26 protein-coding genes and 1 pseudogene are annotated in these 26069 nt (G+C 60.2%); 16 read left to right on the plus strand and 11 right to left on the minus strand.

From position 1 onward, the window contains the following. The first annotated feature begins 65 nt into the window (after positions 1 to 65). The 4 genes from HTY51_RS02885 to HTY51_RS02900 are packed head-to-tail and all read left to right on the plus strand — an operon-like array spanning position 66 to position 3510. On the plus strand, positions 66 to 383 hold the full coding sequence (locus HTY51_RS02885; RefSeq protein ID WP_174251315.1) for a heavy-metal-associated domain-containing protein: 318 nt from the start codon (positions 66 to 68) through the stop codon (positions 381 to 383). A gap of 52 nt (positions 384 to 435) precedes the next feature. After that, entirely contained in the window at positions 436 to 2781 is a 2346-nt protein-coding gene (locus tag HTY51_RS02890; RefSeq protein WP_174251316.1) for a heavy metal translocating P-type ATPase, read from the plus strand. A 29-nt stretch (positions 2782 to 2810) separates the two neighbouring features. Then, complete coding sequence (locus tag HTY51_RS02895) at positions 2811 to 3266, plus strand: SRPBCC family protein (protein WP_254606967.1); 456 nt, start codon at positions 2811 to 2813, stop codon at positions 3264 to 3266. A 1-nt stretch (position 3267) separates the two neighbouring features. Then, the gene (locus HTY51_RS02900; RefSeq protein ID WP_174251318.1) at positions 3268 to 3510 is read left to right on the plus strand and encodes a DUF2789 domain-containing protein; all 243 of its coding nucleotides are present in this window, start codon (positions 3268 to 3270) and stop codon (positions 3508 to 3510) included. Positions 3511 to 3985: 475 nt separating this feature from the next. On the opposite strand, the gene HTY51_RS02905 is transcribed toward HTY51_RS02900, so the two are convergent. Further along, positions 3986 to 4654, minus strand: a complete 669-nt coding sequence (locus tag HTY51_RS02905; RefSeq protein ID WP_174251319.1) for a hypothetical protein — start codon at positions 4652 to 4654, stop codon at positions 3986 to 3988. Next, positions 4651 to 7722: an Eco57I restriction-modification methylase domain-containing protein gene (locus tag HTY51_RS02910; protein ID WP_174251320.1), complete on the minus strand. Its 3072-nt coding sequence runs from the start codon at positions 7720 to 7722 to the stop codon at positions 4651 to 4653. Before HTY51_RS02910 ends, HTY51_RS02905 begins: the two co-directional genes overlap by 4 nt. Positions 7723 to 7846: 124 nt before the next feature. Here HTY51_RS02910 and HTY51_RS02915 point away from each other — a divergent pair, with 124 nt between their 5' ends. After that, a complete protein-coding gene (locus tag HTY51_RS02915) occupies positions 7847 to 8740 on the plus strand; it encodes a WYL domain-containing protein (RefSeq protein ID WP_174251321.1) in 894 nt (297 codons plus the stop codon). Positions 8741 to 9210: 470 nt separating this feature from the next. On the opposite strand, the gene HTY51_RS02920 is transcribed toward HTY51_RS02915, so the two are convergent. Then, positions 9211 to 9990, minus strand: a complete 780-nt coding sequence (locus HTY51_RS02920; protein WP_174251322.1) for a metallophosphoesterase — start codon at positions 9988 to 9990, stop codon at positions 9211 to 9213. 296 nt (positions 9991 to 10286) lie between these two features. On the opposite strand from HTY51_RS02920, the gene HTY51_RS02925 reads away from it, so the two are divergent. Next, positions 10287 to 10733 carry a DNA-binding transcriptional regulator gene (locus HTY51_RS02925; RefSeq protein WP_174251323.1) on the plus strand — a complete coding sequence of 149 codons (447 nt, stop codon included), beginning with the start codon at positions 10287 to 10289 and terminating at the stop codon, positions 10731 to 10733. Positions 10734 to 11285: 552 nt separating this feature from the next. On the opposite strand, the gene HTY51_RS02930 is transcribed toward HTY51_RS02925, so the two are convergent. The 3 genes from HTY51_RS02930 to HTY51_RS02940 form a co-directional block, all read right to left on the minus strand. Further along, positions 11286 to 12383 (minus strand): hypothetical protein, encoded by a 1098-nt coding sequence (locus tag HTY51_RS02930; RefSeq protein ID WP_174251324.1) that lies wholly within the window; start codon positions 12381 to 12383, stop codon positions 11286 to 11288. Between the two features lie 181 nt (positions 12384 to 12564). After that, on the minus strand, positions 12565 to 13917 hold the full coding sequence (locus tag HTY51_RS02935; RefSeq protein WP_174251325.1) for a ThiF family adenylyltransferase: 1353 nt from the start codon (positions 13915 to 13917) through the stop codon (positions 12565 to 12567). Between the two features lie 38 nt (positions 13918 to 13955). Continuing rightward, complete coding sequence (locus HTY51_RS02940; RefSeq protein WP_174251326.1) at positions 13956 to 14639, minus strand: hypothetical protein; 684 nt, start codon at positions 14637 to 14639, stop codon at positions 13956 to 13958. 105 nt (positions 14640 to 14744) lie between these two features. Here HTY51_RS02940 and HTY51_RS02945 point away from each other — a divergent pair, with 105 nt between their 5' ends. Further along, positions 14745 to 15119, plus strand: coding sequence for a helix-turn-helix domain-containing protein (locus HTY51_RS02945; protein WP_174251327.1), 375 nt, complete (start codon positions 14745 to 14747; stop codon positions 15117 to 15119). Continuing rightward, on the plus strand, positions 15116 to 15979 hold the full coding sequence (locus tag HTY51_RS02950; RefSeq protein ID WP_174251328.1) for an ImmA/IrrE family metallo-endopeptidase: 864 nt from the start codon (positions 15116 to 15118) through the stop codon (positions 15977 to 15979). Before HTY51_RS02945 ends, HTY51_RS02950 begins: the two co-directional genes overlap by 4 nt. A 535-nt stretch (positions 15980 to 16514) precedes the next feature. Here HTY51_RS02950 and HTY51_RS02955 read toward each other — a convergent pair. The 3 genes from HTY51_RS02955 to HTY51_RS02965 all read right to left on the minus strand — a co-directional run bounded on the left by HTY51_RS02955 (position 16515) and on the right by HTY51_RS02965 (position 17770). Further along, positions 16515 to 16694 carry a thermonuclease family protein gene (locus tag HTY51_RS02955; protein WP_174251329.1) on the minus strand — a complete coding sequence of 60 codons (180 nt, stop codon included), beginning with the start codon at positions 16692 to 16694 and terminating at the stop codon, positions 16515 to 16517. Between the two features lie 13 nt (positions 16695 to 16707). Then, on the minus strand, positions 16708 to 17136 hold the full coding sequence (locus tag HTY51_RS02960) for a DNA-binding transcriptional regulator (RefSeq protein ID WP_174251330.1): 429 nt from the start codon (positions 17134 to 17136) through the stop codon (positions 16708 to 16710). A gap of 325 nt (positions 17137 to 17461) precedes the next feature. Beyond that, positions 17462 to 17770, minus strand: coding sequence for a helix-turn-helix transcriptional regulator (locus HTY51_RS02965; protein WP_174251331.1), 309 nt, complete (start codon positions 17768 to 17770; stop codon positions 17462 to 17464). Positions 17771 to 17937: 167 nt separating this feature from the next. Between HTY51_RS02965 and HTY51_RS02970 the strand changes: the two are divergent. Together HTY51_RS02970 and HTY51_RS18830 are read left to right on the plus strand one after the other, a co-directional pair. Next, a pseudogene (locus HTY51_RS02970) lies at positions 17938 to 18096 on the plus strand (helix-turn-helix transcriptional regulator); the annotation flags it as partial. Then, entirely contained in the window at positions 18096 to 18767 is a 672-nt protein-coding gene (locus HTY51_RS18830) for a type IIL restriction-modification enzyme MmeI (protein WP_371733851.1), read from the plus strand. The pseudogene HTY51_RS02970 and the gene HTY51_RS18830, both read left to right, overlap by 1 nt. Positions 18768 to 19003: 236 nt before the next feature. On the opposite strand, the gene HTY51_RS02975 is transcribed toward HTY51_RS18830, so the two are convergent. Beyond that, on the minus strand, positions 19004 to 23029 hold the full coding sequence (locus tag HTY51_RS02975; protein WP_174251333.1) for an LAGLIDADG family homing endonuclease: 4026 nt from the start codon (positions 23027 to 23029) through the stop codon (positions 19004 to 19006). 153 nt (positions 23030 to 23182) lie between these two features. Here HTY51_RS02975 and HTY51_RS02980 point away from each other — a divergent pair, with 153 nt between their 5' ends. The 6 genes from HTY51_RS02980 (at position 23183) to HTY51_RS03005 (ending at position 25747) form a co-directional block, all read left to right on the plus strand. Then, positions 23183 to 23566 carry a ribonucleotide reductase subunit alpha gene (locus HTY51_RS02980; RefSeq protein ID WP_174251334.1) on the plus strand — a complete coding sequence of 128 codons (384 nt, stop codon included), beginning with the start codon at positions 23183 to 23185 and terminating at the stop codon, positions 23564 to 23566. Between the two features lie 39 nt (positions 23567 to 23605). Beyond that, positions 23606 to 23806: a hypothetical protein gene (locus tag HTY51_RS02985; RefSeq protein ID WP_174251335.1), complete on the plus strand. Its 201-nt coding sequence runs from the start codon at positions 23606 to 23608 to the stop codon at positions 23804 to 23806. 54 nt (positions 23807 to 23860) lie between these two features. Beyond that, positions 23861 to 24196: an ankyrin repeat domain-containing protein gene (locus HTY51_RS02990; RefSeq protein ID WP_174251336.1), complete on the plus strand. Its 336-nt coding sequence runs from the start codon at positions 23861 to 23863 to the stop codon at positions 24194 to 24196. 57 nt (positions 24197 to 24253) lie between these two features. Beyond that, positions 24254 to 24778 carry a hypothetical protein gene (locus tag HTY51_RS02995; RefSeq protein WP_174251337.1) on the plus strand — a complete coding sequence of 175 codons (525 nt, stop codon included), beginning with the start codon at positions 24254 to 24256 and terminating at the stop codon, positions 24776 to 24778. 95 nt (positions 24779 to 24873) lie between these two features. Then, the gene (locus HTY51_RS03000) at positions 24874 to 25344 is read left to right on the plus strand and encodes an SRPBCC family protein (RefSeq protein ID WP_174251338.1); all 471 of its coding nucleotides are present in this window, start codon (positions 24874 to 24876) and stop codon (positions 25342 to 25344) included. Continuing rightward, positions 25331 to 25747 carry a PaaI family thioesterase gene (locus HTY51_RS03005; protein ID WP_174251339.1) on the plus strand — a complete coding sequence of 139 codons (417 nt, stop codon included), beginning with the start codon at positions 25331 to 25333 and terminating at the stop codon, positions 25745 to 25747. Before HTY51_RS03000 ends, HTY51_RS03005 begins: the two co-directional genes overlap by 14 nt. Here the strand turns inward: HTY51_RS03005 and HTY51_RS03010 are convergent, their stop codons facing one another. After that, on the minus strand, positions 25748 to 26056 hold the full coding sequence (locus HTY51_RS03010; protein ID WP_174251340.1) for a YqjK family protein: 309 nt from the start codon (positions 26054 to 26056) through the stop codon (positions 25748 to 25750). It lies immediately after the preceding gene. Positions 26057 to 26069 lie beyond the last annotated feature (13 nt).

Raw genomic sequence — 26069 nt, forward strand, 5'->3', positions numbered from 1 at the left:
ATTGACATGATGGGAAGGTTTATCTTGGTATCTGCGTCAATAGAGACGCCTAACAGGAGAAACTTATGAGCTCGATGGAACTGTCAGTAGAAGGTATGACCTGCGGCTCTTGTGCCAACGCCGTGCGCAGAGCGTTGACCCGCGTTCCCGGTGTCAGTCATGTTGACGTGGATCTCGCGCGAGGACGGGCGATGGTCGCGTCTCCAGGTGATGGAAACCATCTGCAGGATATGCTGGATGCGCTGACTGAAGCTGGCTACAAGGGGGAACTGGTTTCAGGTTCGACGGCATCAGGGAGCGAAGATTCGCCGAGCCCTGCCATGGGGCGCTGCACCAGCGCCAAAGCCACGCAAGGTCAAGGTGGATGCTGCTGCGGCCGTTGACTGAACTGCCGCTGCGCCAAGATTGTTTGAGAACAGAAGGGAAGTTGAAGCCATGGATGAACATGCTCATCACGAACACCATCATCATGATGGGGTAAAACCAGCCTCGACATCACCGGCGCAGACGACTGGTTTGAAAGATCCGGTCTGCGGCATGGCCGTCACCGCGCAGTCAGAACACCGCCTCAGCCACCAGGGGCAGAGTTACTTTTTCTGCAGTGCGAAGTGCCAAGGCAAGTTCGCCGCTGATCCAGAGCGCTACGCAAGCCCGGTAGCCGCCGCACCGGTGTCAGCGCCGGCGCCCATTGGGACGATCTACACCTGTCCCATGCATCCGGAGATCCGGCAGGACCATCCGGGCTCATGCCCCAAGTGCGGCATGACCCTTGAGCCTTTGCTGCCGGAGTTGGAAGAGGAAGACAACCCTGAGCTGAAAGATTTTCGGCGACGCTTCTGGTGGACGCTCCCGCTGACAGTGGTTGTGACGGTGTTGGCCATGTTTGGCCACCAGCTCAACTGGTTTGACATGGCACGACAGAGCTGGATCGAACTGGTCCTCTCCCTGCCGATCGTGCTGTGGGCGGGCTGGCCGTTTTTTGAGCGCGGCTGGCAGTCGGTTCTCAACCGCAGTCCCAATATGTGGACTTTGATCGGCTTGGGCACCGGTGCCGCCTTTCTTTACAGCCTGGTAGCTACCATCGCGCCGGAAGTGTTCCCGGCCTCCTTCGTTGCCATGGGCCGTGTGGCCGTCTATTACGAGGCCACTGCAGTCATCATTTCGCTGACGCTTTTGGGGCAGGTGCTCGAATTGAAAGCCCGGTCCCAGACCTCGGCCGCTATCAAGTCGCTGCTGGGTTTGGCGCCCAAGACTGCGCGGCGCATTCGTGTCGATGGTTCGGAAGAGGACGTGCCCTTGACCCATGTGCATGTTGGCGACCGGCTGCGCATCCGGCCCGGAGAAAAGGTGCCGGTGGATGGCGTGGTGGAGGAAGGGAGTAGCGCGGTTGACGAATCGATGCTCACTGGAGAGCCAGTGCCCGTGACAAAGCGGGTCGGTGACAAGGTGATCGGTGCCACCATGAATACCAACGGCGCCCTGGTCATGCGCTCAGAAAAAGTCGGTTCTTCGACCATGTTGGCGCAGATTGTTCAGATGGTGGCGCAGGCCCAGCGCTCCAAGGCGCCGATGCAGCGCATGGCGGACATCGTGGCCGGGTATTTCGTACTCATGGTCGTTGCCATTGCGCTGCTGACCTTCTTTGTCTGGGGGTTCTTTGGGCCTCAGCCTAGCTGGGTCTATGCGCTGATCAATGCGGTTGCCGTCCTGATCATTGCCTGTCCCTGTGCGCTCGGACTGGCGACGCCCATGTCTATCATGGTGGCTACGGGTAAGGGCGCCACCCGTGGTGTGCTGTTCCGCGACGCAGCGGCCATCGAGCACATGCGCCGGATCGACACGCTGATCATCGACAAGACTGGCACCCTGACGGAGGGTCGGCCGGCCTTCGACCGCGCGGTTGCGGCTGCCGGTTTCGATGCGGACGAAGTGTTGCGGCTGGCGGCCAGCCTGGATCAGGGCAGCGAGCACCCCTTGGCCGACGCCGTCGTGCGCGCCGCCCGCGAGCGCGGCCTTGCGCTGGACAAGCCTGAGCAGTTTGAGTCTGGATCCGGTATCGGCGTGCGCGGAAGCGTTGGCGGACGGCAACTGGCGCTGGGGAATACAACCCTGATGCAGCAGATGGGCGTGTCGGTAGACACCCTCGTTCCCCAGGCTGAGGCACTCCGTGCGGAGGGCGCCAGCGTCATGCATTTGGCGGTTGACGGCCGCTTGGCCGGGCTGCTGGCTGTCTCCGATCCCATCAAGGCCAGCACGCCCGAGGCGCTGGCCACCCTGAAGGCAGCCGGCATGCGCATCGTGATGGCCACCGGCGATGGCCTGACGACGGCCAAGGCGGTCGGTGCCCGCCTGGGGATAGACGAGGTGCATGGTGAGGTCAAGCCGGCGGACAAACTCATTCTTGTAGAGAAGCTGCAGCGTGAAGGTCGGGTCGTCGCGATGGCGGGCGATGGTATCAACGACGCGCCAGCACTGGCGAAAGCGGATGTCGGCATCGCCATGGGCACCGGCACCGACGTGGCGATGAACAGCGCGCAGATCACCCTGGTCAAGGGCGATCTGCGCGGGATTGCGGTGGCACGTACCTTGTCGGAAGACACCGTGCGCAACATGAAGCAGAACCTCGTGTTTGCCTTCCTGTACAACGCGCTGGGTATTCCGGTGGCCGCCGGCGTCTTGTATCCAGTGACCGGATGGCTGCTTTCTCCCCTGATTGCCGCACTGGCCATGAGCTTCAGTTCGGCGTCGGTGATCGGTAATGCATTGCGTCTACGGCGATGAGTCAACAGCGAGAGAGACATGCCGAGGCTGTGGCGCTGATCCATGCAGCGCCGGAGCAGATCTTTGCCAGGCTGGACGACCAACGCCGACTCGCGGCGCACATGACCAAAGCGTCGTGGATGACCTTGGGCTCGAAATTCAATTTCGAGCTGGATCAGTTCCAGGGGCATCGTGTCGGCTCGGTTATCCGCATGAACGGGCGTGTCGCCGGCATTGAACTCGGGCTGGACGAGATCGTGAATGGATATGAGCCACCCTTACGCAAGGCGTGGGCCACGCTTGGCGAGCCGCGCTTGCTCGTCATTGGAGCCTATCGCATGGGATTCAACCTGGCAGCAGAAGGTCAAGGTGCGCGCCTGCAAGTCTGGATTGACTACCAACTGCCCAGCCGGGCAGCCCTGAGATGGCTGGGATGGCTCCTGGGCCCCGTCTACGCAAGTTGGTGTGTACGCGAAATGGTTGAAGACGCAAGAAGAGGTTTTTGAAATGGATGCTTTCTATCACCGATTCTCTGAGCTTTTTGCCCAGATTGGCCTCTCGCGCGAGCCAGCCGATATCCGCGCATTTATCGAGAAGAATTCACCGTTGTTTGCCGAGGTGCGATTAGAGGACGCGCCGTTTTGGAGTGCTGCGCAAGCCACCCTTCTTCGGGAAAAGCTTCAAGACGATGCTGATTGGTCAGAGGTTGTCGATCAACTCAATGCCGCACTCCGTGCGATGCACAATTAACGGCATTCACAAGTATGCGTCATGTATTGGCGCCGTGACAGCACGAGCAGCGAGTAATGCGCTAAATCGGGTTGAAACGGAACTGGACACGAAGCGAATGCCGCCAGCTTGAAGTCGCTGTTCGACCGACAAGGAGCCGCTGGGTCGCTCGATGCTGAATCGATTTCGACGGCTATGACTATTTCCGCCAGCGGTACTGGGACGGGAGCGCACCATCTAACTACTTCATTGCCCCGAGGATGATGGCCGCCTTTGCCGCTGAAGTGCTGCCGTTGTTGAGTACGGTGCCAGCAGCCTACGGCACGCTCGTCGCCTGTTTGCTCATCGTCTTACGGGACGGGAAAAATCATGTTCCATGGCAACAAGTGGCCGTACCACCTGGAATGTCAGCAGCTCAATTTCGATCACGAAACCCAGCGCTATCGCGCTGAACGACGCCAGAAAAATCATCTCGGCGTGTGCTTGACGGCTGTCGTCAGGACGGAAAATCAAGGAAGAGGTGGCAGATTCGCACATACCCGACGGGTGGCTGCTTGTCGGTCGGCCTCAGGTGCTCCGTGTCGAAATGGGCTTCGTGGAAGCCTTGCGACGGCTCGATGATCCGTGCGGCGCTGCGCCAGTTCAACTTCTCGCAGCGATTGGAGGCTAAAGTTGCTTTTAGCTTGTTGACGCAAGCAGCTTTTGGCGAGATCACGATGCCGGCCATCAGCACCACCGGCTGCTTGATCGCGTAGTCGCCGTCGATGAAGCGCCCCATGCCGTCTGCGCCCCAGTACTTCGTCAATGTCCGAGGGTTGTTGCCGTCTATCTTCTTGAACTCGTAAACGAGCTTCAACGTCGGCGTCGAACGGTTGGAGAAGTACTCGATGTCGGTGCGGTAGCTGGTGATTCGCTTGCCAGCCGCTGCGTCGATCTTGCCGAAGGGGCTCTCTTGGCCCCAACGCCCCGTCAGGCGCCCAGTGGCTTCGGAAATGTCCTTCAGATGCTCGCAGAGGAGGTCCGTGAGCTTAGGTTCGGACAGCGAGGACCTGAAGGCGGTACCGGCCGAACTGGTGAGCTGCGCCCAGGCTTCGACAAGCAGTTTGGTGGCGATAGCTGATTCGTCTGTGGGGAACACGCCTCCCCAACTCAGCCCGCCGCTCATGCCGCCTCCGCCCGCGGTATTTCCCCAACGCCACGGGCGGTCTGCACGATCCGCTGGGCATCCTGCAGCGCGCTGCGGCGCAACCACGCTCGGCGCTGCATCGGTTTGATGATGTAGGCCGACGAATCGACCAGCAGCACGACATCGGCGGCCAGGAAAATGTTGGAAGTCACTCGCATGGGTAGGAGTTGGCGGTCCTGAAGCATCCGGATGGTCGCTTGGACGGCTTTGTCTGCCTCAACAGCGGGAGCGGCTTTCGCGTTGCCAGCTGCAGCGACCAGGTTCACACGCACGACGGCAAAGCGGCCCTGGCCGGCTGTGGCAGCCTGCACGGTGACCTCAAAGTCGCCCCGTCCGGACGTCGCGTCACGCCAGGCCACCAATTCGGCGCGCAAGGCCTCCGCGTAGTCGGACAACTTGTCCAGCGGCGCGTCCAACTGCAGCTCAGTGCGCAGCGTGCTGAACCCGCGCGGCTGGATGGACGGGATGACGTCGCGAACCACTTCCTGCACGAGCAGCGTCTCGCTCTGGCTCAGGCCGAAGTACTGGAAGATCAGCTTTTGCAGCTTCCGGCGCAATTGCTGATATCGACGGTCCTGCTCGAACACATCGCAGCCTTGAACGTCCGCAACGGCCTGCGCCGCCTCCGCCACGATTGCGCGCGCCTTCTCTGGATTGGGATGCCGCGCAGGCGGCACGAAGGGCAGGCTCTTGATGTCCTTCAGGGTGATGCGATCTTGCGCGACCAGCACCGAGTACTGGCTCATGACTACAAAGTACCGCACTAGGTCGGACCGTAGATAGACCGCCAAGAATTTCAGTAAATCCGCATCTTCCTCGGGGCCGCTAACGACGCCAACGCTGCTGGTGAAGGACGCGCTGGCCGAGATGAAATGCGCGCGCACTTCCAAGCCCGGCGACGGGCCATCAGGAAAGACGACGCGGGGACCACTGAACACCGCAAGTAGCTCTTTGTCTAGGCCGACGACCTTCTTCTGCTCGCGCGGGAAGTTGTCGAGCAGACCCTCGTCGACAAAGGGAAGTGATCCCTGGACGATCTTCACGGGGATGTGCGGCATCGCGTGAAGCTTGGTGGCACTCTGCAGAGGGCGGGATGCGTCGTTGAGATGGACACCTTTGCGGATTTGCCAGGACCCGAAACGGCCATTCGCCATGTCATCCAGCCGGCCGTGCAGGCGCAAACGGGCACAAAGCGCGATGTCGACCGGCCCGCCCCACGACAGGGTGGTCAGCGCCTGGTTACTGGAGACGATGCGTTGGGTCTGTACCCATTGCCTGTCCTCTCCGCGCAAGGTCAACCTTCCCATGGCCAGGCTGGTGTCAGCCTTGGGCACCCAATACTCGAACTGCTCGGCCACGGGGACGAACTGCTGATTCCTTGCTCGCGGCGTAGCCAGTGCCACCACGCAGGCGTGGTGAGCGCGATCGAACAAGAGATCGCGTAGGTCACCGAAGTTGATCAGCCGGTGCAGCTTGACCTTGCTGAGCCACTCGGAAACAAAGCGCTGGCTGGTCGGCGCGAGAAATAAGCTCACCGGGAGGATCAGACACAGCCGACCGGTCGACTCAACGCAGTCCAGCGCGCGGTGTGCAAAGGCGGCTGCCATCTGACGGCGCACGACCGCGCCGCCCTGGCTCTCGGTCCAAGTGTCCGCTGACGATTGTGCCCCCTTCTTTGGCTCCTTCCAGGGTGGGTTGCAGATGAAAACCGTGAACGACGGCTTGGATACCAGCTTGTTCTTGGTATCGAAGAAGTCGCCCGCTGCACCACTGAAAAGGTTCTCTCCCCGCAGCTTGGGCAGCTTGACGCCCTCGCCGCGTTCTAGCTGAGCCAGGTCGGCTGGCTGAAGGCGCTCGAGCAGCGACAAGTACAGACTGAACGCCGTCATCTGACAGGCGGCCTTGCTCACGTCGCTGCCAAAAATACATGACTTGAGCAGTGTAATTCGATCAGCTAGGGGTAACAGTTGTCCGCGCTGCGCCTCCACGTGGGTGAGGATCCGCCTGAAGGCAGTCGTCAACAGGATGCCCGAACCACATGCGCCGTCATATATGCGCTGGGCGCCGAGATCCTCGCAATTGCCGAGCGCCTGGTCGATGACCAAGTTGGCTAGGTTCCGCGGCGTGTAGAAGGCGCCGAGCTCGTCCTGTTCATCGCGAAGGAAGGACTCGTAGATGCCCGAGATCAGCTCGACTGGAAGGAAGCTGAAGTCGTAGCCCCACAGGCGCCGCTGTCCGCTGGACATGTCCTCGCCAGACAGGAAGCGCTGGGCTACGGCATAGCCATTAGGTTGCAGGCTTTTCCAGACGGGGTCCTCGCCCGCGCTGGGCTCCAAGAAGTCACCGTTGAAGTCCGACTTCAGCTGCTTGAGAAGGCGTAGGATGCCGACACTATCTTGCTGCGTCACTAGATCGCCCATCCGCGCCACCTTGCGCTCGCGCCGGTACACGTCGGTGACGATGCCTCTTTCCTCAAGGTAGGACACGAACAACAGCTGTCCCACGAGTTGCTGGGCCTGCTCATCGGAGAGGCCTGCGACTTTGGTGAGCTGACGTACTGCCTCGTTCAAGTTGCGAAGCAGGTAGGAGTCCACACGCTCTTCATGCCGGAACCAGTCGGCGTGCCGGGCGTAGAGATCGCCCGACTGGACATCCGCGGCACTGAAGAGTCCGTGAGAAGACGCAGCTGACTGCTGCACCGGCGTCCCCACGTTTGCACGCTTGGAGACTGGCACCGGGGTAACTGTGCTCCCGCTCAGTACCAGGATGATACTGACGAGATTCTGGTTCCAGATCCTGCGACGGATGTCATTGAGCCGCTGCGCATCATTGAGCAGGCCATCGTCGTGAAAGAAGCAGACCGTGGGAACGCCTTCGACGTCGAAGACCGCATGCGCTCGGATCGGTCCAGCCGGATCCAAGAGCACGTCCAGTTCCGGCCCGTAACGATGCTGGCCCTTTAGGCCGTCCGCTGCTCGATGCAGGAACGCAGAACCGCTGTCGTAGCCCAACCTTTCCAGCCACTGATCACTGTCGTGCGCGGTCATAAATGTGGAGGAAGCTGTGCGTTGATGGTTGTTTGTGGATACGATTGTAACACTACTCATTTTGGTGATTACAATCAATACAATAGTAGCATCTATTTTGATGATAAGCTGTAAAATGGGAATTATGGAAGTCTTTGCCGACGTCGCGTTCGCTCAGCGTCAACGGCTCCACTTCATCGAGACGCTCGCGTTGTGGGACGGCACAGTGCAGCGTGAGCGCGTGTCCGCGTCATTCGGAGTAGCGCCGACGCAAGTCACGCGCGACTTCACCACTTACCGGGACCGGTGTCCTGACAATCTCACATACAACAACCGCCTGAAGATCTATCAGCCGACGGCGCAATTTCAGCCAGTGCTGGCCACTGGTGATCCGGAGGAGTACCTGGCGCTCCTCAAAGCCGGTATCCAAGCCAAGACCGTCAAGCAACTTCCCAGTCTCGGCCTGCACCCTGATCTTGCCCGACACGCATCGCTTCCGGCTCCTCGAGCGCGGGTGCTGCCTGAGGTGCTCAGGCAGTTACTGTTCGCCATTCAGCGCGCCCACGGCCTGGAGGTGGTCTACCTCTCGATGGAAACCGCCAAGCCGACGCCCCGAATCCTTTGGCCGCATGCGCTGTTCTTCAGCAGCGAGTGGTGGTACGTGCGTGCCTATGACTCCAAACACATGGCCTTCCGCGACTTTGCCTTGCACCGCTTCGACGAAACACGCGCACACCATGCCATCAGTCCGGCGACTGCGGATGACGACAAGGAGTGGAACTCGACGGTGGAGGTCATTGTGGTGCCGGATGCACGGTTGACGGCTGCGCAGCAAAGCCTTGTCGCCCGTGATTTCGGCATGACTAGAGATGCGCAGGGCTGGGCGTGGAAGGCTCAGATCAAGAAGTGTCTGGTGGGCTACTTCGCCGCGCAGTACTGGCTGGACGTTCAACTGAACCGACCGCGACGGACAAGGGTGTCGTTGCGAAATCGCAGCGACTTGGAGCGCTATGTCTTTCGAGCAGGGGCAGGCGATTAACCAGATCGGCTCGGTCATGCAAGTCACGACGGTGCTATGGCTGCGCTGAAGAGCGCTGACTCACACAAGGTCACCCCTTGCTGTTATCGTCTTCTGCCATGAATCGGCGGCGTGATTTCGCCGAGTTGAGTATTAGACATTCCGCATACCGACAACGCCGGCGCGCGTAAGTTGCAGCCGGCAATGTCCGTGGCCTATCGCAGACCGGGCATAGACCGCAGCAGCGCACGGGCTGTTCAATGACAGCAAGGCAGCCAATACCGGAATTCGCGCGGCTACGCTACGACAGGCAGCACCCGCTGCAATCCGGCCCTTGACCTGTGGGTTGTTGGGGTGCAGCAATTAAGGCAAATGAACACCAGAGGCCGTTAGCGCCGATGGCGCTCAACCAAGCTCGGAGCCAAAGTCTGTCGTTCCATGCCGCATTTGGAGAATATCCCCCTATGCTGAAGATTGAAGGCCAGTTGTTACTAGATCATGACCAGGTAGCTGGCCTGATACCCAGGATTCTCCAATTGAAGCGACTCGCGCCCAGAGAGCCTGCCGCGGTGACTCAGCGAATAGCCAGCCGGGTTCGAGACCACCCTGCATCGCCCCACCTGATAGTCGAAACTGTCATGCGCATGCCCATGGATCCAGAGATCCGTCCGATACATCAGCTCCGATAGATCGGAGGCAAAAGCGGGTGTCAATGGATGGCCAACGTACTTGCGGTGCACGCTCAGGCGATGGGGTGCATGATGGCTGATCACCACCGTCTTGCCGACGAATTCATGTCCTAGTTCGCCTTCGAGCCATGTACGGGATGCTAGGTGATCAGCCAGCATCAGGGCCGGCGTGATCCGCCCCGTGGAGGCCTCGGCTGACCGGGTGTGAATCTCAAAGAAGTCTTTCAGATAAGTCCCCGCCAACTCCATGGCGCTGGGTGCCGGACGCGCCCTATCGATGGCGAAGTCGGTCCAAAGGGTCGTCCCCAGAAAGCGGACACCGCCGATGACGCAGGCGTCGTTGTCCAGGATCTGGATGGACGTGCCGGCAGTCGTCTCCCGCAAACTCTCCCGGACATCTTCCCAGGTCTGTCCATAGAACTCATGGTTTCCCGCGACATAGAGTACGGGGACAGGCCAGTTTCGGAAATGCCGGATGGCCTCAACCCCGGTATGGATGTCTCCTGCCAAGATCAGTAGCTCAGCGTTCGGGTGGGGGTCGACCAGGATCTCTACCCTCAGATCCTCAGGCAGAAGTTCCAAATGCAGGTCAGAGGCGACTTGGATTCTCAAGCGTGTTCAACAAATGTAAGGATTGGTACTCCAGCCCTATCTCCCAATATAAGAGCTATATGCATGTGCCAGCTGCACTGTGCTTTCCGGGTTGACAAGGTCATTCTCCCCTAAGGAGGGGCTTGATGCTCGACGTGTTCTTGCTCCGGAGCTCCGCCTCACCAGTTCTGTAGCACAGCCGAGGAATGTGCATTGTGTCGCACGCTGTCGTAAATGCCATCCTGCACTCGTTAAGATGGGGCACTCGATAACACTCAGAGAATGAAATGGCCAACTTTGCCAGCCAGCTTAAGGCAGAGATCTCCCGTATTGCCCGTAAAGAGATCCGCGCCGAAACCCAAGCCTTGAAGAAGGCGTCAGCCCAGTACCGCACTGATATTGCGGCACTCAGGCGGCGCATTGCCGAGCAGGATCGCGTGATCGCCAGGCTGCGTAAAGGTAAGCCTGTGGTCGAGACCAGCAGGACGTCGGAGGAAGGCCCGCAGCTACGTTTCCGCGCAGATGGCTTTGCCAACCTGCGCAAGAAGCTGGGCCTGTCGGCGGCCGATATGGGCAAGCTGCTGGGGGTGTCGCTACAGACCGTCTACCACTGGGAAAAGGGGCAGTCCAAGCCCAGAGCCGGCCAGATGCAGCGTATTGCCGATGTTCGCAAGCTCGGCAAACGTGGCGCGGCAGTGCATCTGGCTAGCTCCACAGCGCCCAAACTCACTTGAACATCGTCTTCAGGCTGGTTGCCGAAATTCGGTTTTGGTGTGCCAATGACTGCTACCGCCGGTATGGGACATCGATAAAATATTTCAGGTTGGCCGGCTGAGGCCGTGAAGCCGTCGTTCAACTGCACTGTTTCCTAGGACGACTGCAGCTACTCAAATTAGATTGCCGAGTATCCGCAATGGCGATCAAGAATGCATGCGCTCAACGTCGAGATTTCGACGCAAGCATCGGCTTACCGACATGAGTCATGTTCGAGCGCCTAATTAGATCCCACACTTCATCGTATCTAGTGACGCTCTGGTGATATTTCATGTCAAAGGCAATCTGCCTCAGCTTTAAATTCCGGTACACGCTCAACTCGAACTGGATAACCAGCGAATGTGCTCGGAAGCTTCGATATGCTTGTGCCTGCGCGTAGCCATACACGTAGAACGATTGAACCATTGGGCTCAGTAGTGGCTGCAATCGAGACGCAGCCAACCACCGCATCGATGCTCTTCATCAGAGCAGCTGCACTTTCTGATGCATCGGACAGTGTTGCAGCGACCATGTTACACGTTGTGATTGCAGACGAGGGTCAGCCCGAATTCATTCAGTATAGGTTGAATTGGCGCAATTAGGGAGATCTTTTGCCCAGGGGCAGAAGAGTCGGCACACCCGGCTACAACTATCCCGACTGCGTGCCGTACCCCGTTAGCATCAACATGCGTTACTAACGCACCTGAATCACCACCTTCCGAAAATCTATCTCCGATACCGTGCACCACAAATATCGGCTCGAAATAGACGGAGCCAGAGAAGTTGTATTGAGTCGCCGAATAGGTGACAGGCAATGGACCAACACATTTCGATTGCACGACACCTTCAGTCCGTTCCGAGGAACGGCCTACCTTTTCCACCTTCATGCCTGCGACGAGCGGCAATGATCCAAGCGGAGTGTCATAGTGATTCTGTTGCATCGAAGATATTTTTGACAGGTCTCGAATCTTAAAGATGGCCGCATCTCTGTTCGCCATTGCATCGACTTGGGTGGGATCACCCATATGCATTGTCAGTTGACGAGTATGAGTCCCAACCGTAAACGGCACTGGATTGCTGGGAGTGACATCCATGATCCCAGGTGCAACGATTGGCAATCCTACTGGCGCATAGTTACAGCCTCCTGTAACGTGATTATTTGAAAGACCATAAACGTCCCCGGTAATGGGATCTCTAAGCAAGCAACTCAGCGTCCCTGCAACGGCAGCGTTGCCAACAGATACCGAACTGCCGCACGTGTAGTGCGCACCATTCGCAGTCATATGCATCGAGCAGGTGTTTGTTGCCTCAGCGACGTGCGCGGGAGAAACAGTTTCGGGGTTGCCCTGTCGAAATTGAAGAGCAAATCCGTCAGCTGTCTTCGGAAGTGTTTTCAGGACCTTTTCGCTAGGTGTTGCTTTACTCAGGTAAACAACAATTCGCCCAGCGGCTTCATGAACTCCCACGAACCGGATTTGCTTTTGCCTAAGGATGCCGAGTGATGTGAGCCCTATTGGCGGGTCAAATTCCGGGCTTCCAAAGCCATCGCCGGGAGAATATGCGTCGGGCCGAAGCAGCGACTGCTCATGAGCCCAACGCAGTAGCTTCATCGCTGTAGATTGAATTGTCATGGTTCCTCCTTGCTGATAAGTGTGCCAGATGATGCATCATCAGCGAGAGCAACCGACCATCCTTGATGGCGAAGTGCCTTCTCATTCATCCGAGGCGTAGCTCGACTTGACGGCTGTCGACGAGTCTCCAGCGCTTCGAGAAAGATCTGCTCAGCGATCTGTACGCGATCGCAGATTTTTCTCACTCTCGGGTCATCACAAATGGCGATCTATCACCTTTGGCGATTAGGTCTGGCATAAAACAGTTATCGAGACAGTGCCATTGCTTTTTAGGCTCCATCGTCGAATCCACGAAGTGATAACGCTGCACTCCGCTGTCAGCCAGATCAAGAGGTGCGACAACCAAATTGAGCATCTGCAATAGTTGCAGGCTTGCGCATGCCATTGAGAATCCAAATACGTTCTGCCGGGCTTTCAAAGGGTGGTCGTCTGCGAGACCTTCGATGTACTTCGGGTCGTCAAGCATACCTTCGCGCTCGATCTGCACTAGCGCCGAAGTGTACTGCCCAAGGCATTGCAGACATGCGCGCCCAACTCCCACTGTCTGGGCAGTCCAATCCGCACCGACCAGTCTATTGCTGCGGTTGGTGCGGACAAGGATGCCGCCATCTACGACGGGAATTAAGTGCGCGTAAGCGATATGGTTCAGTACATGGCGCCCCCACGGTCTATCTACACATGAGAATAGGATGTCGCAATCCAGTGCTAACCTGTAAGCATTCTTTTCGTATACGGCCGCTTGAACAGGTGTGACGTTGAACTGCTCTGCCGTTGCCACAGTTAGCAATCTTTTCGCCAGCACATCAACTTTGCTGTGCCCTACGTCCTCTGGTACCGCATAAACAAGTCGATCGAGGTTGTGCTCGGCTACCTTATCGGGATCCATGACGAGAATATCTTTGACCCCTGTCCGCGCCAGGCCCTCAGCGATGAAGCCCCCGGTACTTCCAGCGCCGATTACGCCGATCCGCAGCCTTGCAATGTCGGCTTGCTTCGCTTCACCCCAGGCAGAGACGGTTCGTCTCTGCTTCGGAGAGACTTGAGGTGGCGGAAGCAGGTGCGGCGCGAAATGAAGCCGCAGCTGGTCACCGATCACCCGAATACTCTCGCACCACGCAGGATCGTAGACCCGCGGCGCGGCGCGTTGCCATATCCGCGCACTCCATGCATGGTCCTTGCAGGCTAGGGTCAGACCGAGAAACGGGAGGTCTGTAGCGCCATAGACTGCGCCGGCGTTACGGCTTTCCGCTAGCACGTCGGGTTGGCTCATGTCCTGCCAGCCGCGGCCAAGCGGATGACTGTGCAACATCGCCAATCCCATCCCATGCGTTGCGGCCTCGGCCAATGCGCGCTCGAAAAACTGCGGGGTGAAGCTGACATTGCCATGCAAAATCCGGTCACCTTCGCCAGGCAAAAGAACCTTCTCGATGAGGGCGCTGTAGCGCCCCTCACCTTTGCTCGGATTCCACAGGGCGAAGCAAATGTCTTCCTGCCCATCCGCACGGACAAGATGGCAAACAACTTCGTCATGCACGGCGAGCGTCATTGCTACGCCAACGCGAGGTGCCATCTTCATTGGCTGTCCCAAAGGCGCCAGATATGGCTAAGGTATGCCGTCACTGTCTTTCGACCTGCGTTCCAATCATTGCAGGGGCGAGACCAATATTCCCATTTGCCGCCCAGTGCCTCAGCAAACACTGCCGCTTGGGATTCATGAATCGCACCGTGAGGATGTGCGCCATCGGTCTTGATAGGGAAGACCTGCGGAGTCACATACGGACCTGACGGGACTCCAACCGGAAAATCCCCCGGGATAACCAGACCGATCTTCACATCAATGCCCGCCTTGCTGCCAGTTTCGACGCGATAGTCAAAAACAAGGTGGTCGGCGCGACCAGGAAGAGCCTCGGGCTTATAGCCCGCTGCAGTCAGGCCATCTGCAAATACAGCAGCGCCGGTTTTCATGCCGGTGATGTCTGATACCGGTGTAGGACCAAGCAGCACCGTCTGAAACTTCATCCCATTGTGGAGAGGGATCTCCTGACCCGGATTGTCCTGGTAGCTGATGCGCTCCTGACCATGGATCTGCACAAGGTAATACTGCGCGGGGTCGCGCTTAGCCAGATCGATGATGATCTGGCGTGCGGTCATCACGCCAACCTGGACTTCCTCGGTTTCACCATCCACCTTGATGTGAATCTTGATAGGGTGAAGAACACCACCGTCGTCACGCTTGATAAAAGACTCGCTAGTCATAGAAAACTCCTATTTGCAGCCAACCTTTTTCAGCGCACAATGCGGAAACGACAAGATCGACTTGTCGATATTTAATCATAACTTGTCGAAATAGGCAACTAATTCATGTCGATTTCTGAAATTACCCCACCATCCAACTTGTTCCCAAGCCGACTGAAGAGCGCGCGCGAGCTACGTGGAATGAGTCAGCAAGCACTTGCTATCGCCACAGGTCTTCCTGCGACATCAATTTCACATTTCGAAAGTGGTTCGCGTAAGCCATCTTTTGACAACCTTAGACTTTTGTCTGATAAGTTAAACGTCAGTGCTGATTTCCTGCTGGGACGAGCGATCACACCGGAGCAGACGGCCGTCCCCGATCAATTGGCACGGCATGCCAGCAAACTGACGACGGCTGACTTAAAACTAGCCGAAGGTTTCCTCGCACTATTGGCAGACAAAGACAAAGACAAAGACAAAGACAAAGAGCGAAGATCGTGACTAGGCCGATTCCAGATGCTAACTATGCAGAGCTCATAGCCGAAAAAGTTCTGCTGGACGATGGGATCAAAACATTCCCGGTAGATCCGTTTCGCATCGCAGAGAATCGTGAGATCACCGTAAAGGCCGCGCCGCCTACGCAACCAGGCGTGTCTGGTCTATTGCTCCGCAGTGGAAGCACCTTTGGAATCCTGTATGCCACCGCAATTGCCAGCGTAGGTTTTCAGCGCTTCAGTGTGGCGCATGAATTGGGCCATTACTTCATGCCCGATCACATCGATGCTGTACTCGGGAGCAAGGTAATGCACGAGTCCCGTTCTGGTGCATCCCCAGACCGGTATGAAATAGAAGCAGATGCATTCGCAGCTGCGTTACTGATGCCCAAGGGATTATTTACAAGCGCATTGCGAAAAGCCAATGACGGTCTTGCAGGTATAGAGTATCTGGCGGGCTTATGCCAAACGTCCATGCTCGCCACCGCTAATCGGTATGTGGATCACTCCTCGATTCCAGTGGCTGTCGTCGTTAGCGTCGGAGGCCGCGTAGAGTATTGCAAGATGTCACCGGCTTTCAAGGAATTCCGTGGCTTAGATTGGCCACAACGAAATACGCCGATACCAAAAGGCTCTGTCACGGCAGATATGAACGGTTCAGTTGGGCGCATTGCAGCAGCAGAACGCGACGAGATGACGGGCAGCCTTCAGGATTGGTTTGGAGGCCCTTATGACCTTGAGATAACTGAGGAAGTCAAAGGACTCGGCACATATGGGAAGACGCTTACGATTCTCACTCTGGATACGTTTGCCGACGAAGTCGAGGATGAGGCTCCATCTAGGTGGCCAGCGCCACGGTTCCGTTAAAGCTCAAGTGGGTGCCGGCCTGATCTGGCTGTGCCATCTGAAGCGGTGTAGGGAATACAGTGAGAAAAGAGGATTGGTGCCGCTAGCGGCCACTTTGTGCTGAACGGCACAATCACCAAGCTCTGGTCCTCTGCTCACCAGCCGCTCCGCCTCCAGTTTGCATTCAAGTGTGAATCGTGCGAGCGTATCTTCTTCGTCGCTTCTCTCCTTGCCAAATTTGTCCGCAACGGGGTAGGAGTGCCTGCTGGCAACGCCGGCCAAGTGATCGTTCAAATCAGACTGCCCAATGCGGCGGCCGACATACCTCGGTTAGCGGACACGGCTCCAGTTAATTGCGGTCAATTCTGACGACCGATCTGAGGCCAGAACAGGACGCCCAGGCGTTCCACCTGACCGGCAGCAATCGCTGCTGAGCCGACATGAGTTATGCAGAGGTGGAAGTCCGCAACGGGGGGCGATGGCCGACGTTCCCTAAATGTCTCCCTTGGCTAGATTCCGCTTGGCGAGTCATTGTCAATCCCGCAAAGGGGAGTGGTTAGGCCTGAGACTTCTCTGGGGCGTCAATCCCAGCCAGGCGAACCTTGTGCTGGACCTTGCTGGCATCGAGAACCGTGATGGTGTCGCCATCAGCGACGTGGACAACGCGGCCGCTAATGATCTCTGCCTGGCTGGGCGAGGCCAGAAGCGCGAGAACCAGGAGCAGGAGCGCGCGCATAAGTCAGTGCAGTTCAGGCCTTGGCCAGACGTGCGGCTGCACCGCGCTTGCCCAGCTTGCGCACTTCAGCGATGCCTTGCAGCTGGCTGGCCCGGGGTTTGGATTGCCCCTTCTCCCAGTGGTAGACGGTTTGCTGAGTGACGTCGAGCAGCTTGCCCATATCTGCAGCGGATAGGCCGAGCTTTTGGCGCAGCGTGGCGAACCCACCGGCACGGAAACGCAGCTGGGGACTTTCAACCGTCTTATCAGTCGCTGCGGCAACGGGCTTGCTCTTGCGCAGCTTGGCGATCAGGCGGTCTTGTTCGGCCAGACGCCGCTTGAGCGCGGCGATGTCGCTTCGGTACTGGGTTGATGCCTTCTTCAGGGCTTGGGTTTCGGTGCGGATCTCTTTGCGGGCGATACGTGAGATTTCTGATTTCAGAAAGCTGGCGAGGTTGACCATAGCGGTTTTGGTTGTTGTAAAGGCCGTGCCATCTTAAAAAGCCTTGGGCATCTCCGTATGCTGAAGACTAGATACGCTTATGCTTCAGAAGTGGTGCTTCAGGCACTTATTCCATCTGATTCAGGAAACACGACCTCAACTACGACACCGGCGCCTGTAGGGTTGGCTTTGATCGTGAGGGTTGCCCCATGTCGTGTGGCAATCTCACTTGCAATGGAAAGTCCGAGGCCGCAGCCATCGTTCGACCGCATTGCTCGCAGGTGTTGATGTCCAGTACGCATCAGGCCGGTTCAACGATTAGTCGTGAATCTTTAAAGAGTTTCACTCAATCTTGCTCTCTAGACGCACGTGCCCGTTGGCGGGGCGATATAGATTTCAGCATCTGCAGCGGACTGATGGTGACCGTCGGCTGCAGCATTGAGATCCAATCCGTCCTTTCCATGGCCTTTAGGACCCGCACCAGAGTCTCGACCGTGGCTCCTTTCCCGCCCTCAAGATTGCGCACCGCTGTACGGGATACACCAGCATCCCGGGCCAGCGCTTCCTGGGATAAGTTCCGTAGCAATCGAGCAGCACGGATTTGCTCACCCAACGTTACTTCGAGCTCGGCCGGCGTAGAGAGATCTTTTGCCATGGGTTGAACAATAGATCGATTTAGGACTTGATGCTATTGGCTTTCTTTAAGACCAATATAGGATATTTTAGGCTTATTGGTCTCTATTAGAACCAAAATTCCAGAACGATAAAAGCGGGCCAGGCGACGTCGATAGGCCATAGCCGCTTGTCTAATATAGTGGACAAATGAGCTCGCATGACTCACTTAGCGTTCTTGACCGCCAATCACTTTTACAGCTTGGTGACCGTCTCAAGCGGTTGCGTAAAGCCCGAGGCTTTGGCACGGTCGAGATGGCCAAACGAGCCGGGGTCTCACGCACGACGCTGACCGCCGTCGAGTCGGGTTGCCTGATCATGCACTAGCTGTTGTAGCCAGAGAAGACGAATGCACCTTCGGAATACTACAGTCTCGATTTCACCGTGTCTGGTCTCTTAGGCTTGGTACCTCTCTCGAGGATCGCCCCAGATATACGCCAACGACGTGCTTTGAGACATTTCCGTTTCCTATTGGTCTCACACCTGCAGACACCTCAAATCAGGAGACGGAGACTGCCGAAGGAGCCACTATTCCTGTTGGACTGCGTCCCTCCATCAAGACTAAAGCTATACGTGTTGCCCGGGCTGCCAATCGCCTTTACGAGCTCCGGGAGCGATGGATTAACCCGCGGGAATGGACCATCGCGGTTCCCGAGGGCGTCCCTATCGGGATGACCGCTTCACCTTATCCCGACAGAATCGTTGATCGCCCAGGACTCTCTGCGGAAGATTCAAAAGAATTGAGTCGGCGTACGATGACAAATCTTTACAACACATTCCCTGACTGGTTGCGATCAGTGCATGAGGAGTTAGATCAAGCAGTCGCGGCATGCTATGGCTTCGAGTATGACCCATCGCATTCCGATGAACACGTCCTAACGGCTTTACTTCGAGAGAATAAATCTCGTAGCTTGTCGTCAAAACGGGGGGGCGATTCGCTTCCGGCGGAAGGAGGGGGACGCAGATTTCGTATGAATTGACAGTCCTTCTTGCGTACAGGGAAAAGTCTTTCATGTTTTAAGAAAAGAAGCCATGAACTAGCCCCTAAGGGCTTGTCCATGGCTTCAAATTGGCAGAAAACCGGCCTAGGTTGACTTGAGAATGTTACTAAACCCGGTTTCCCGGCTCTGTTTCATCCTGAAGTGGCAAGAGTTTCAACTTATCGGTCAAAAGTTTCATCTTTACTGTCAACCCACAGTCTCGCCCGATCAGTGTTTCAGCCGCACTGCCCCACGTAGCCGCAGGCGGTGCAGAAGTCGCAGCCGTCCTTCTTGATGACGGTGGGGTTGCCGCACTCGGGGCAGGGGCGCCCGGCCATGGCGGCGGGTTCCTCGCCTTCGGCGTGTTCGCCCGGGCTCTCCAGCACGCCCATCTCGCGCAGCGGGTAACCCTGCTCGTCCAGCACGCCCAGCATGGCGTAGCGGTGGATGATGAGGCGTGCCAGGTAGGCCACGGTGGAGGGCCAGGTCTGCTGGCGGCGTTCGCCGTGCGGCAGGCCGGGCACGAAGGCCATGAACTGGCCCAGGGGCTCGGCGTAGTTCAGCAGCTTGCGCAGCTTCATGCCGATCCAGGCCGGGTCCACCACGCGCATGTCCAGCGAGAGGATGCGTGCCAGTCCGTCGAGCGCGCGCGGGTAGTTGCCCGAGAAGCCCACGGCGCAGGGCCGCGTGACGCTGCCGCCTTCGGGCGCGGGCAGGGTGACCTCCTTGAGCGTGAGCGTGAAGGCCTCGCCCGTGGCCGGGTTGTCGATGTCCACCGCCCAGGCCAGCGTGCCCGAGGGGCCGGTCAGCGGCTCCTCGCGGCTGAACATGGCGTCCAGCACCGGCGTGGGCGCGGCCTGCGTGCGTTCGCGCCACACGCCCAGCTGCTCGCAGCGCCAGCGGACCACGGCGGCCGTGGCGGCCACCACGCCGGGGAAGAGGCGACGCTCGCCGTGCGGGGGGAAAGGCATTTCGAAGGAGCGCTCTTCCGCCACCGTGGCCAGCGCGTCGAGCTTGAGGCGCAGCCAGGCCGGGTCGTTGGCGCGCAGGTCCATGGACAGGGTCTTGGCCAGCGCGCCCAGGCCGCGCGGCTGCTCGGCGCCGTTGACCCAGACCTCGAAGGGCTGGGGCGGTCCGCCTTCCTCGCCCGGCAGTTCACCCACGAAGAGTGCGAACTCGCCATAGGGGTGGTGCACCATGAAGCTCCAGGCCAGGTTGCCGCCGGGCAGCTCGGGCCGGCCCGGCCAGCGCAGCGAAGACAGCACGGGCGCGGGCAGGCGCTCCAGTGCCAGGCGCCGGTTGGCATCGTCCAGCTGCAGCGGTGCGGCCGTGGGTGTCACGCTGAGCACCGAGCCCAGAACGCTGTTGGGCCGGTAGGTGGCCAGACCCTTGAGCCCGGCTTTCCAGGCCTGCAGGTAGAGGTCCTGGAAATCGGCATAGGGGTAGTCGGCCGGCACGTTGACGGTCTTGGAGATGGCGGTGTCGATGCAGGGTGCCACCGCGGCCACCATGGCTGCGTGGTCCTGCGCGCTCATCTCCAGCGCGGTGACGAAGGCGGGGCTGAGCGGCGCGGCCTCGCCCTTGAGGTGGCGGTACAGGCGCCAGGCGTGGTCCTCCACCGCGTATTCCTTCAGGCTGCCGTCGGGCATGCGCTTCTTGCGCGTGTAGTGCCAGCTGAAGGCTGGCTCGATGCCGTTGCTGGCGTTGTCGGCAAAGGCCAGGCTGATGGTGCCGGTGGGGGCGATGGATAGCAGGTGCGAATTGCGCAGGCCCTGCTTGCGGATCTTGTCCTTCAGTGCGGTGGGCAGGCGCGAGGCAAAGCGCGGGCTGCTCAGGTACAGGTCGGCATTGAACAGCGGGAAGGCACCGCGCTCGCGCGCCAGTTCGCTGGAGGCGTCGTAGGCCGCATCGCGCATGGTCTCCGAGATTCGGCGCGCCATCTCGCGCGCGGGCTGGCTGTCGTAGCGCAGGCCCAGCATCACCAGCGCATCACCCAGGCCGGTAAAGCCCAGGCCCACGCGGCGCTTGTTGCGCATCTCCTGCTCCTGCTGCGGTAGCGGCCAGACGGTCACGTCGAGCACGTTGTCCAGCATGCGCGTGGCGGTACGGCACAGGTCCGCAAAGCCGGTGAAGTCGAAGTGGACCTTGTCGTCGAAGGGGTCGCGCACGAAGCGCGTCAAGTCAATTGAACCGAGGCAGCAGCAACCGTAGGGGGGCAGGGGTTGCTCGGCGCAGTTGTGGACGTACAGGCCATTGGCGTCGAAGGCGTGCAGGTCGGCGATTGTGACGTCAAAGACGGGCTCAGTGCCGTCGTTCTCCAGGGACTCGACGGTGGCGACAAACCGTTCACGGTTCAGTTGCCGTTTGTAGCTGCCCAGCAGCGTGGACAGCCTCTCGGACTTGGCCGTATCGGCAAAGCCGATACGTTCGGCATAGACGGTCAGGTTGTCTCCGCTGATGACGAGTTCATGCGAGGCCTGTTGCGGGTACTCACGCTGGCCGCTCTTGCCGTCGGGCATGAGCGTGATGCCGGCCGGGCGACGTTCACGGTAGAGCGTGCTGTTGATGCCCAGGCGCAACAGCATGCGCTGGGCTGTTTCGAGCAGGGGCAGGTCGGATTGCGACAGGCGCACGCTCACGCCTTTGTCTTGCGTGCCTTGCACAGAGCCGTCGGCATCGAAGAGGCCGCGCAACAAGGCGGCGCAGAATTCGGATGAGCCGGTTTCCATCTGCGGCGTGATGGTCTTGTGCCCGGGCGTGGCGCCCATGGCAAAGGCCAGGTCGCGCAGCGCGGCAGAGGCCATGCGGCATTCGCCCCGGCTCTCGATTGGGCGCTGCCAGCCGCGGAAGTCGGCACGGTGCGGTAGCGTGCTGATCGCCTGGGCGGCGGCGGCCATGATGCCGCTGGCGCTGTGGTTCTCCACGCGGGTGTCGCTGCCCACGACCTTGAGCTCCGGCGCCCAGACCGAGAGCACCGCCTTGGTCGCACCCAGGCGGCCGTCACCAATCAGCAGGCCCAGCAGATAGCCTTCCTGACGGGTGCCATGGCCTTCCCAGCCTTCGAGCGAACGGTGGTTGTTAAGGACGATTTCATCGCCAGGCCTGAGTTCGCCTGCCTTGCACCAGTCGCTGTGCGTCTGGTAGCGGGTGCGCTGGGTCACCTTGCGCACCGGGTGATCTGCTGTCAGGCGCAGCGTGTGGCCCTCGCTCGTGCGCAGTTGCAAAACGGGCTTGGTGCCGGTTGCAAAAAAACCGGCGGACTCGGACCGATAGGGCTTGCCGTCCACGATGGCATCGAAGGGCGTGCCTATCAGTTCGCGCACCTGCCGCGCACCTTGCGACGTCATCACCCAGGTGTCGTCCGTCACGCACGGGTTGGTGCTGGCGATGCTCTCGCAGTACGAGAGGTTGTTGTCGCGGTTGATGGTGTCGACGAAAAGCACGCCGGGTTCGGCGTGGTCGTAGGTGGAGCGCATCACCTGTTCCCACAGATCGCGCGCGCGGATCTTGCGGTAGATCCACAGGCTGCGTTCGCGCTCGAAGTAGGCGCCGGCCTCTTTCTGTGCCATGCCGGCCTCGGCGCGGTGCACCAGTTCGAACTCACCGTCGTTCACCACGGCCTGCATGAAGGCATCCGTCACGCCCACCGAGATGTTGAAGTTCTTCAGGTCGCCGCTGTCCTTGGCGTGGATGAACTCCTCGATGTCCGGGTGGTCGCAGCGCAGCACGCCCATCTGCGCGCCGCGCCGGCTGCCGGCGGATTCCACCGTCTCGCAGGAGCGGTCGTACACGCGCATGTAACTCACCGGGCCCGAAGCGCTGCTCTGCGTGCTGCCCACCCAGGCGCCGCGCGGGCGGATGCGCGAGAAGTCGTAGCCCACGCCGCCGCCGCGGCGCATGGTCTCGGCCGCCTCCATCAGCGCCACGTAGATGCCGGGGTGGCCCTCGTCGTCGTGCGAGATCGAGTCGCCCACCGGCTGCACGAAGCAGTTGATCAGCGTGGCCGTCAGGTCGGTGCCCGCGGCGGACTGGATGCGCCCGGCCGGCAGAAAGCCCTGCTGCAGCGCGTGCAGGAAGCGCCCCTCCCAGTGCTGGCGTTGTTCGGGCGCCTCCACCTGGGCCAGGGCGTGCGCTACGCGCTGGTTCACCTGCAGGATGCTTTGCTCATCGCCCTTGGCGTACTTTTCCAGCAGCACTTCCTCGCTGATGCTTTGCGGGGCCAGGGCCTGGAGGGCCGGTGTCGGGTGCGTTGTGTCGCTCATGAGAAATCTCTCCATGTCTGTTTGGACAGGATGCTAGGAGGAGTGCCGGCACGCGGGTTTGACCTGTCACAAACCCTGGTCTCATGCAGGCAAGGCGTTGTTTCGAGGGGAACGCACTTGCCAGTGTGGCATGGTCTTGAGGAAAATCAAGCCATGACCATTGCCACTTTTGATGACCTGCTGGCCGCCGCGCGCCAGCAACGCGAGCCGCAGCGCCTGCTCTTCGTTTTTGCCACCGCCGAGCTGCCGGCCGACAGCACACCCGAACAGGCCGCGCGTTTTGAGGCGGGTCAAGGCGGCGCGCTGGCGCCGCTGATGTGCGTGGACAAGACACCGCAGGAACTCGTATCTTTTGCGGCACTGGCCGAGGAGGCGCAGCAGTTCGGCCAGACCTGGGCCCTGGTGTTCGTGGCGGCCATGGCCGATGGCCAGGACGCCGAGGCCCCTCTGCAGCGCATGGTGGAAGACGTCAAGCGCGGGTCTATCGGCAACTACCTGCCGTTCAATACGCGGGGCGAGCCGGTGCGGCTGGGGTGAGCCAGCCTTGCCCCTGACATCAATCGGAAGACGATCAGCATGGAAACACCACGACTCAGGGTCGGCCGGCCCATCACCCCCGAGGAATTCGAGCTGCTGGAAGACGAGCAGCTCTTGCGTCTGCTGCCGCGAGCCTACCGTGAATACTTCCCGGGCAAGGATTTCTGCGCTGACGGTTTTTTCTACCTGCACGATGGCACGGCCTGGAGTTTCTACAAGGGTGGTTTTGTCGATGAATGAATCCGCGGCGCCCGCATGCCACGGGCGCCATGGATGACGAACCGGAGGATCACGATGTCAGCCGGAGACTGGAAACAGCTGTACGCCGCCGCGCAGTCGGGGGATCTGCTACTGGTGCGGTATCACATCAGCGCGGGCGTGAACCCCAATTACCAGCACCCTGAAGTCCTGTGCACGCCGCTGGTGGCCAGCCTGATCCAGGGCCACGACGACGTTGCGCTGTACCTGCTGGAGCAGGGGGCCGATCCGCAGCTGCGCTCCGAGTTCGATGACCTCACCCCGCTGCAGGCGGCCCGCCAGTACGGGCGCGTAGCGCTGCTGCCCAGGCTGCTGGCGCTGGGCGCGCGGGAGACGCGCCAGCCCTTCTGGCGGCGCTGGCTGCCGGTCTGAGCCGGGAACATCACCCGCCCTGAACCATCCTTCCGACTTTCAAGGACCCATCACACCATGTCTCGTCTGCTGCTGCCCCTGTTCTTCGCCAGCGCCCTGCTGCTCGGCGCCTGCGCCGGCCCGACCCCGGGCCAGGGTGCGGCGCAAACCACCTTGCCCCTGCACCGCGCCTGGGTCGAGGGCCGCCAGGTGGAGTACGTGACCACCGACATCTCGGACGCCACCATGGCCAGGCAGGAGGGCGTCAACTACGTGCCGCGCCTGGCCCAGGCCATCCCCGCGCAGGGGCGGCCCTCGCTGGTGGAGCGAGTCTACAAGTTCGTGAATGGCGAGCAGATCACGGTGTTCCAGTCCGCGCCCCTGCCCACGGGCGGGGCCAATGCCGACCGCAGCTACAGCCCCTTGTGGCGCATGGTGCTGGTGCGCTGGCTCAGGCCGGGGGCCGTGCGCGAACTGCGTTCCGAAGAAGAGGTGTTGGCGGCGCAGGAGCGCGGGGACCTTGCCCTGGAAGTGACTGACATCGTGGTCAACTGTCCCATCACGCGTTCGGTGGACGGCCTGGCGCTCAAGGGCGTGCGCTGAGCCTGTACACCCTGGGGTGTTACCCGTGCCTGGCCTGGTCGAAACCGGCGCGGCCCGTTCGTCGTACAGTCTGAGTGATGTCTGAAGGACCTGCCATGAGTACCAACACCGTCCGCCTGCACCGCGTGCTGCGCGCCCCGCCGGAGCGCGTCTATCGCGCCTTCCTGGACCCCGACGCCATGGCCAAGTGGCTGCCGCCGCACGGCTTCACCGGGCGGGTGCACGAGATCGACGCGCGGGTGGGCGGGCGTTACCGCATGTCCTTCACCAACCTCGGCAATGGCCAGCGGCACAGCTTTGGCGGCGAGTATCTGGAGCTGGTGCCGAACGAGCGCATCGTCAACACCGACCGTTTCGATGACCCGGGCTGGCCCGGCGAGATGCGCACCACGGTGACGCTGCGCGCCGTGCCCAGCGGCACCGAGCTCACCGCCGTGCAGGAGGGCATCCCGGCGGCCATCCCGGTGGACGGCTGCTACGTGGGCTGGGGCCAGTCGCTGGAGTTGCTGGCGCTGCTGGTCGAAGCCGAGATCCCTGACGAAGGAAACCCTGATGACACCCCATGATTTCAACCAGCGTGCCGCGGCCATGCTGCCCGGCCACCTGGGCATCGTCATCACCCGCGCGGAGCCGGGCGAGGTGCACGCGGAGATGCGGGTGCGCCATGAGCTGATGGCGCCCAACGGTTTCCTGCATGCCGGCAGCATCGTGACGCTGGCCGACACCAGCGCGGGCTGCGGCGCCCTGGCCAGCCTGCCCGAAGGGGCCAACGGCTTCACCACCATCGAGCTCAAGTCCAACCACCTGGGCACGGTGCGCGACGGGGTGGTGCAAAGCGTGGCCAAGGCCGTGCACCTGGGCCGCACCACGCAGGTGTGGGATGCCACGGTGACGCACCGCGAGAGCGGCAAGACGCTGGCACTGTTCCGCTGCACGCAGATGGTGCTGTACCCCAAGGCAGGCGCCTGACTAGGGCTTGCGGGCCGCGTTGTCGCCCAGCCAGTCGCGCAACTGCCGGTACAGCTGCCAGCCGCCCAGCAGGCGGGGCAGCCAGCGCAGGATGCGGCGCGGGCGCTTGAACACCAGCAAGCCCAGGGCGGCCAGGGGCCAGACCGGGTGCTGGCGCAACCAGTGCAGGCTGCTGCGCACCTGGTCGACCAGCACGAGTGGTGATTGCAGGGCCCGGGCTTGCCGTTTCAGCGTGAGGCGCAGCTCGGCGCCGCGCAGCAGCAGTTGCTGTTGCCGCTCCATCAGTACCTGGTGTTGACGCCGATGCATGGTGTGGGGATGG

Origin of the sequence: Rhodoferax sp. BAB1, assembly GCF_013334205.1 — a bacterium.
In the GTDB taxonomy this organism is placed as follows: Bacteria; Pseudomonadota; Gammaproteobacteria; order Burkholderiales; family Burkholderiaceae_C; genus Hylemonella.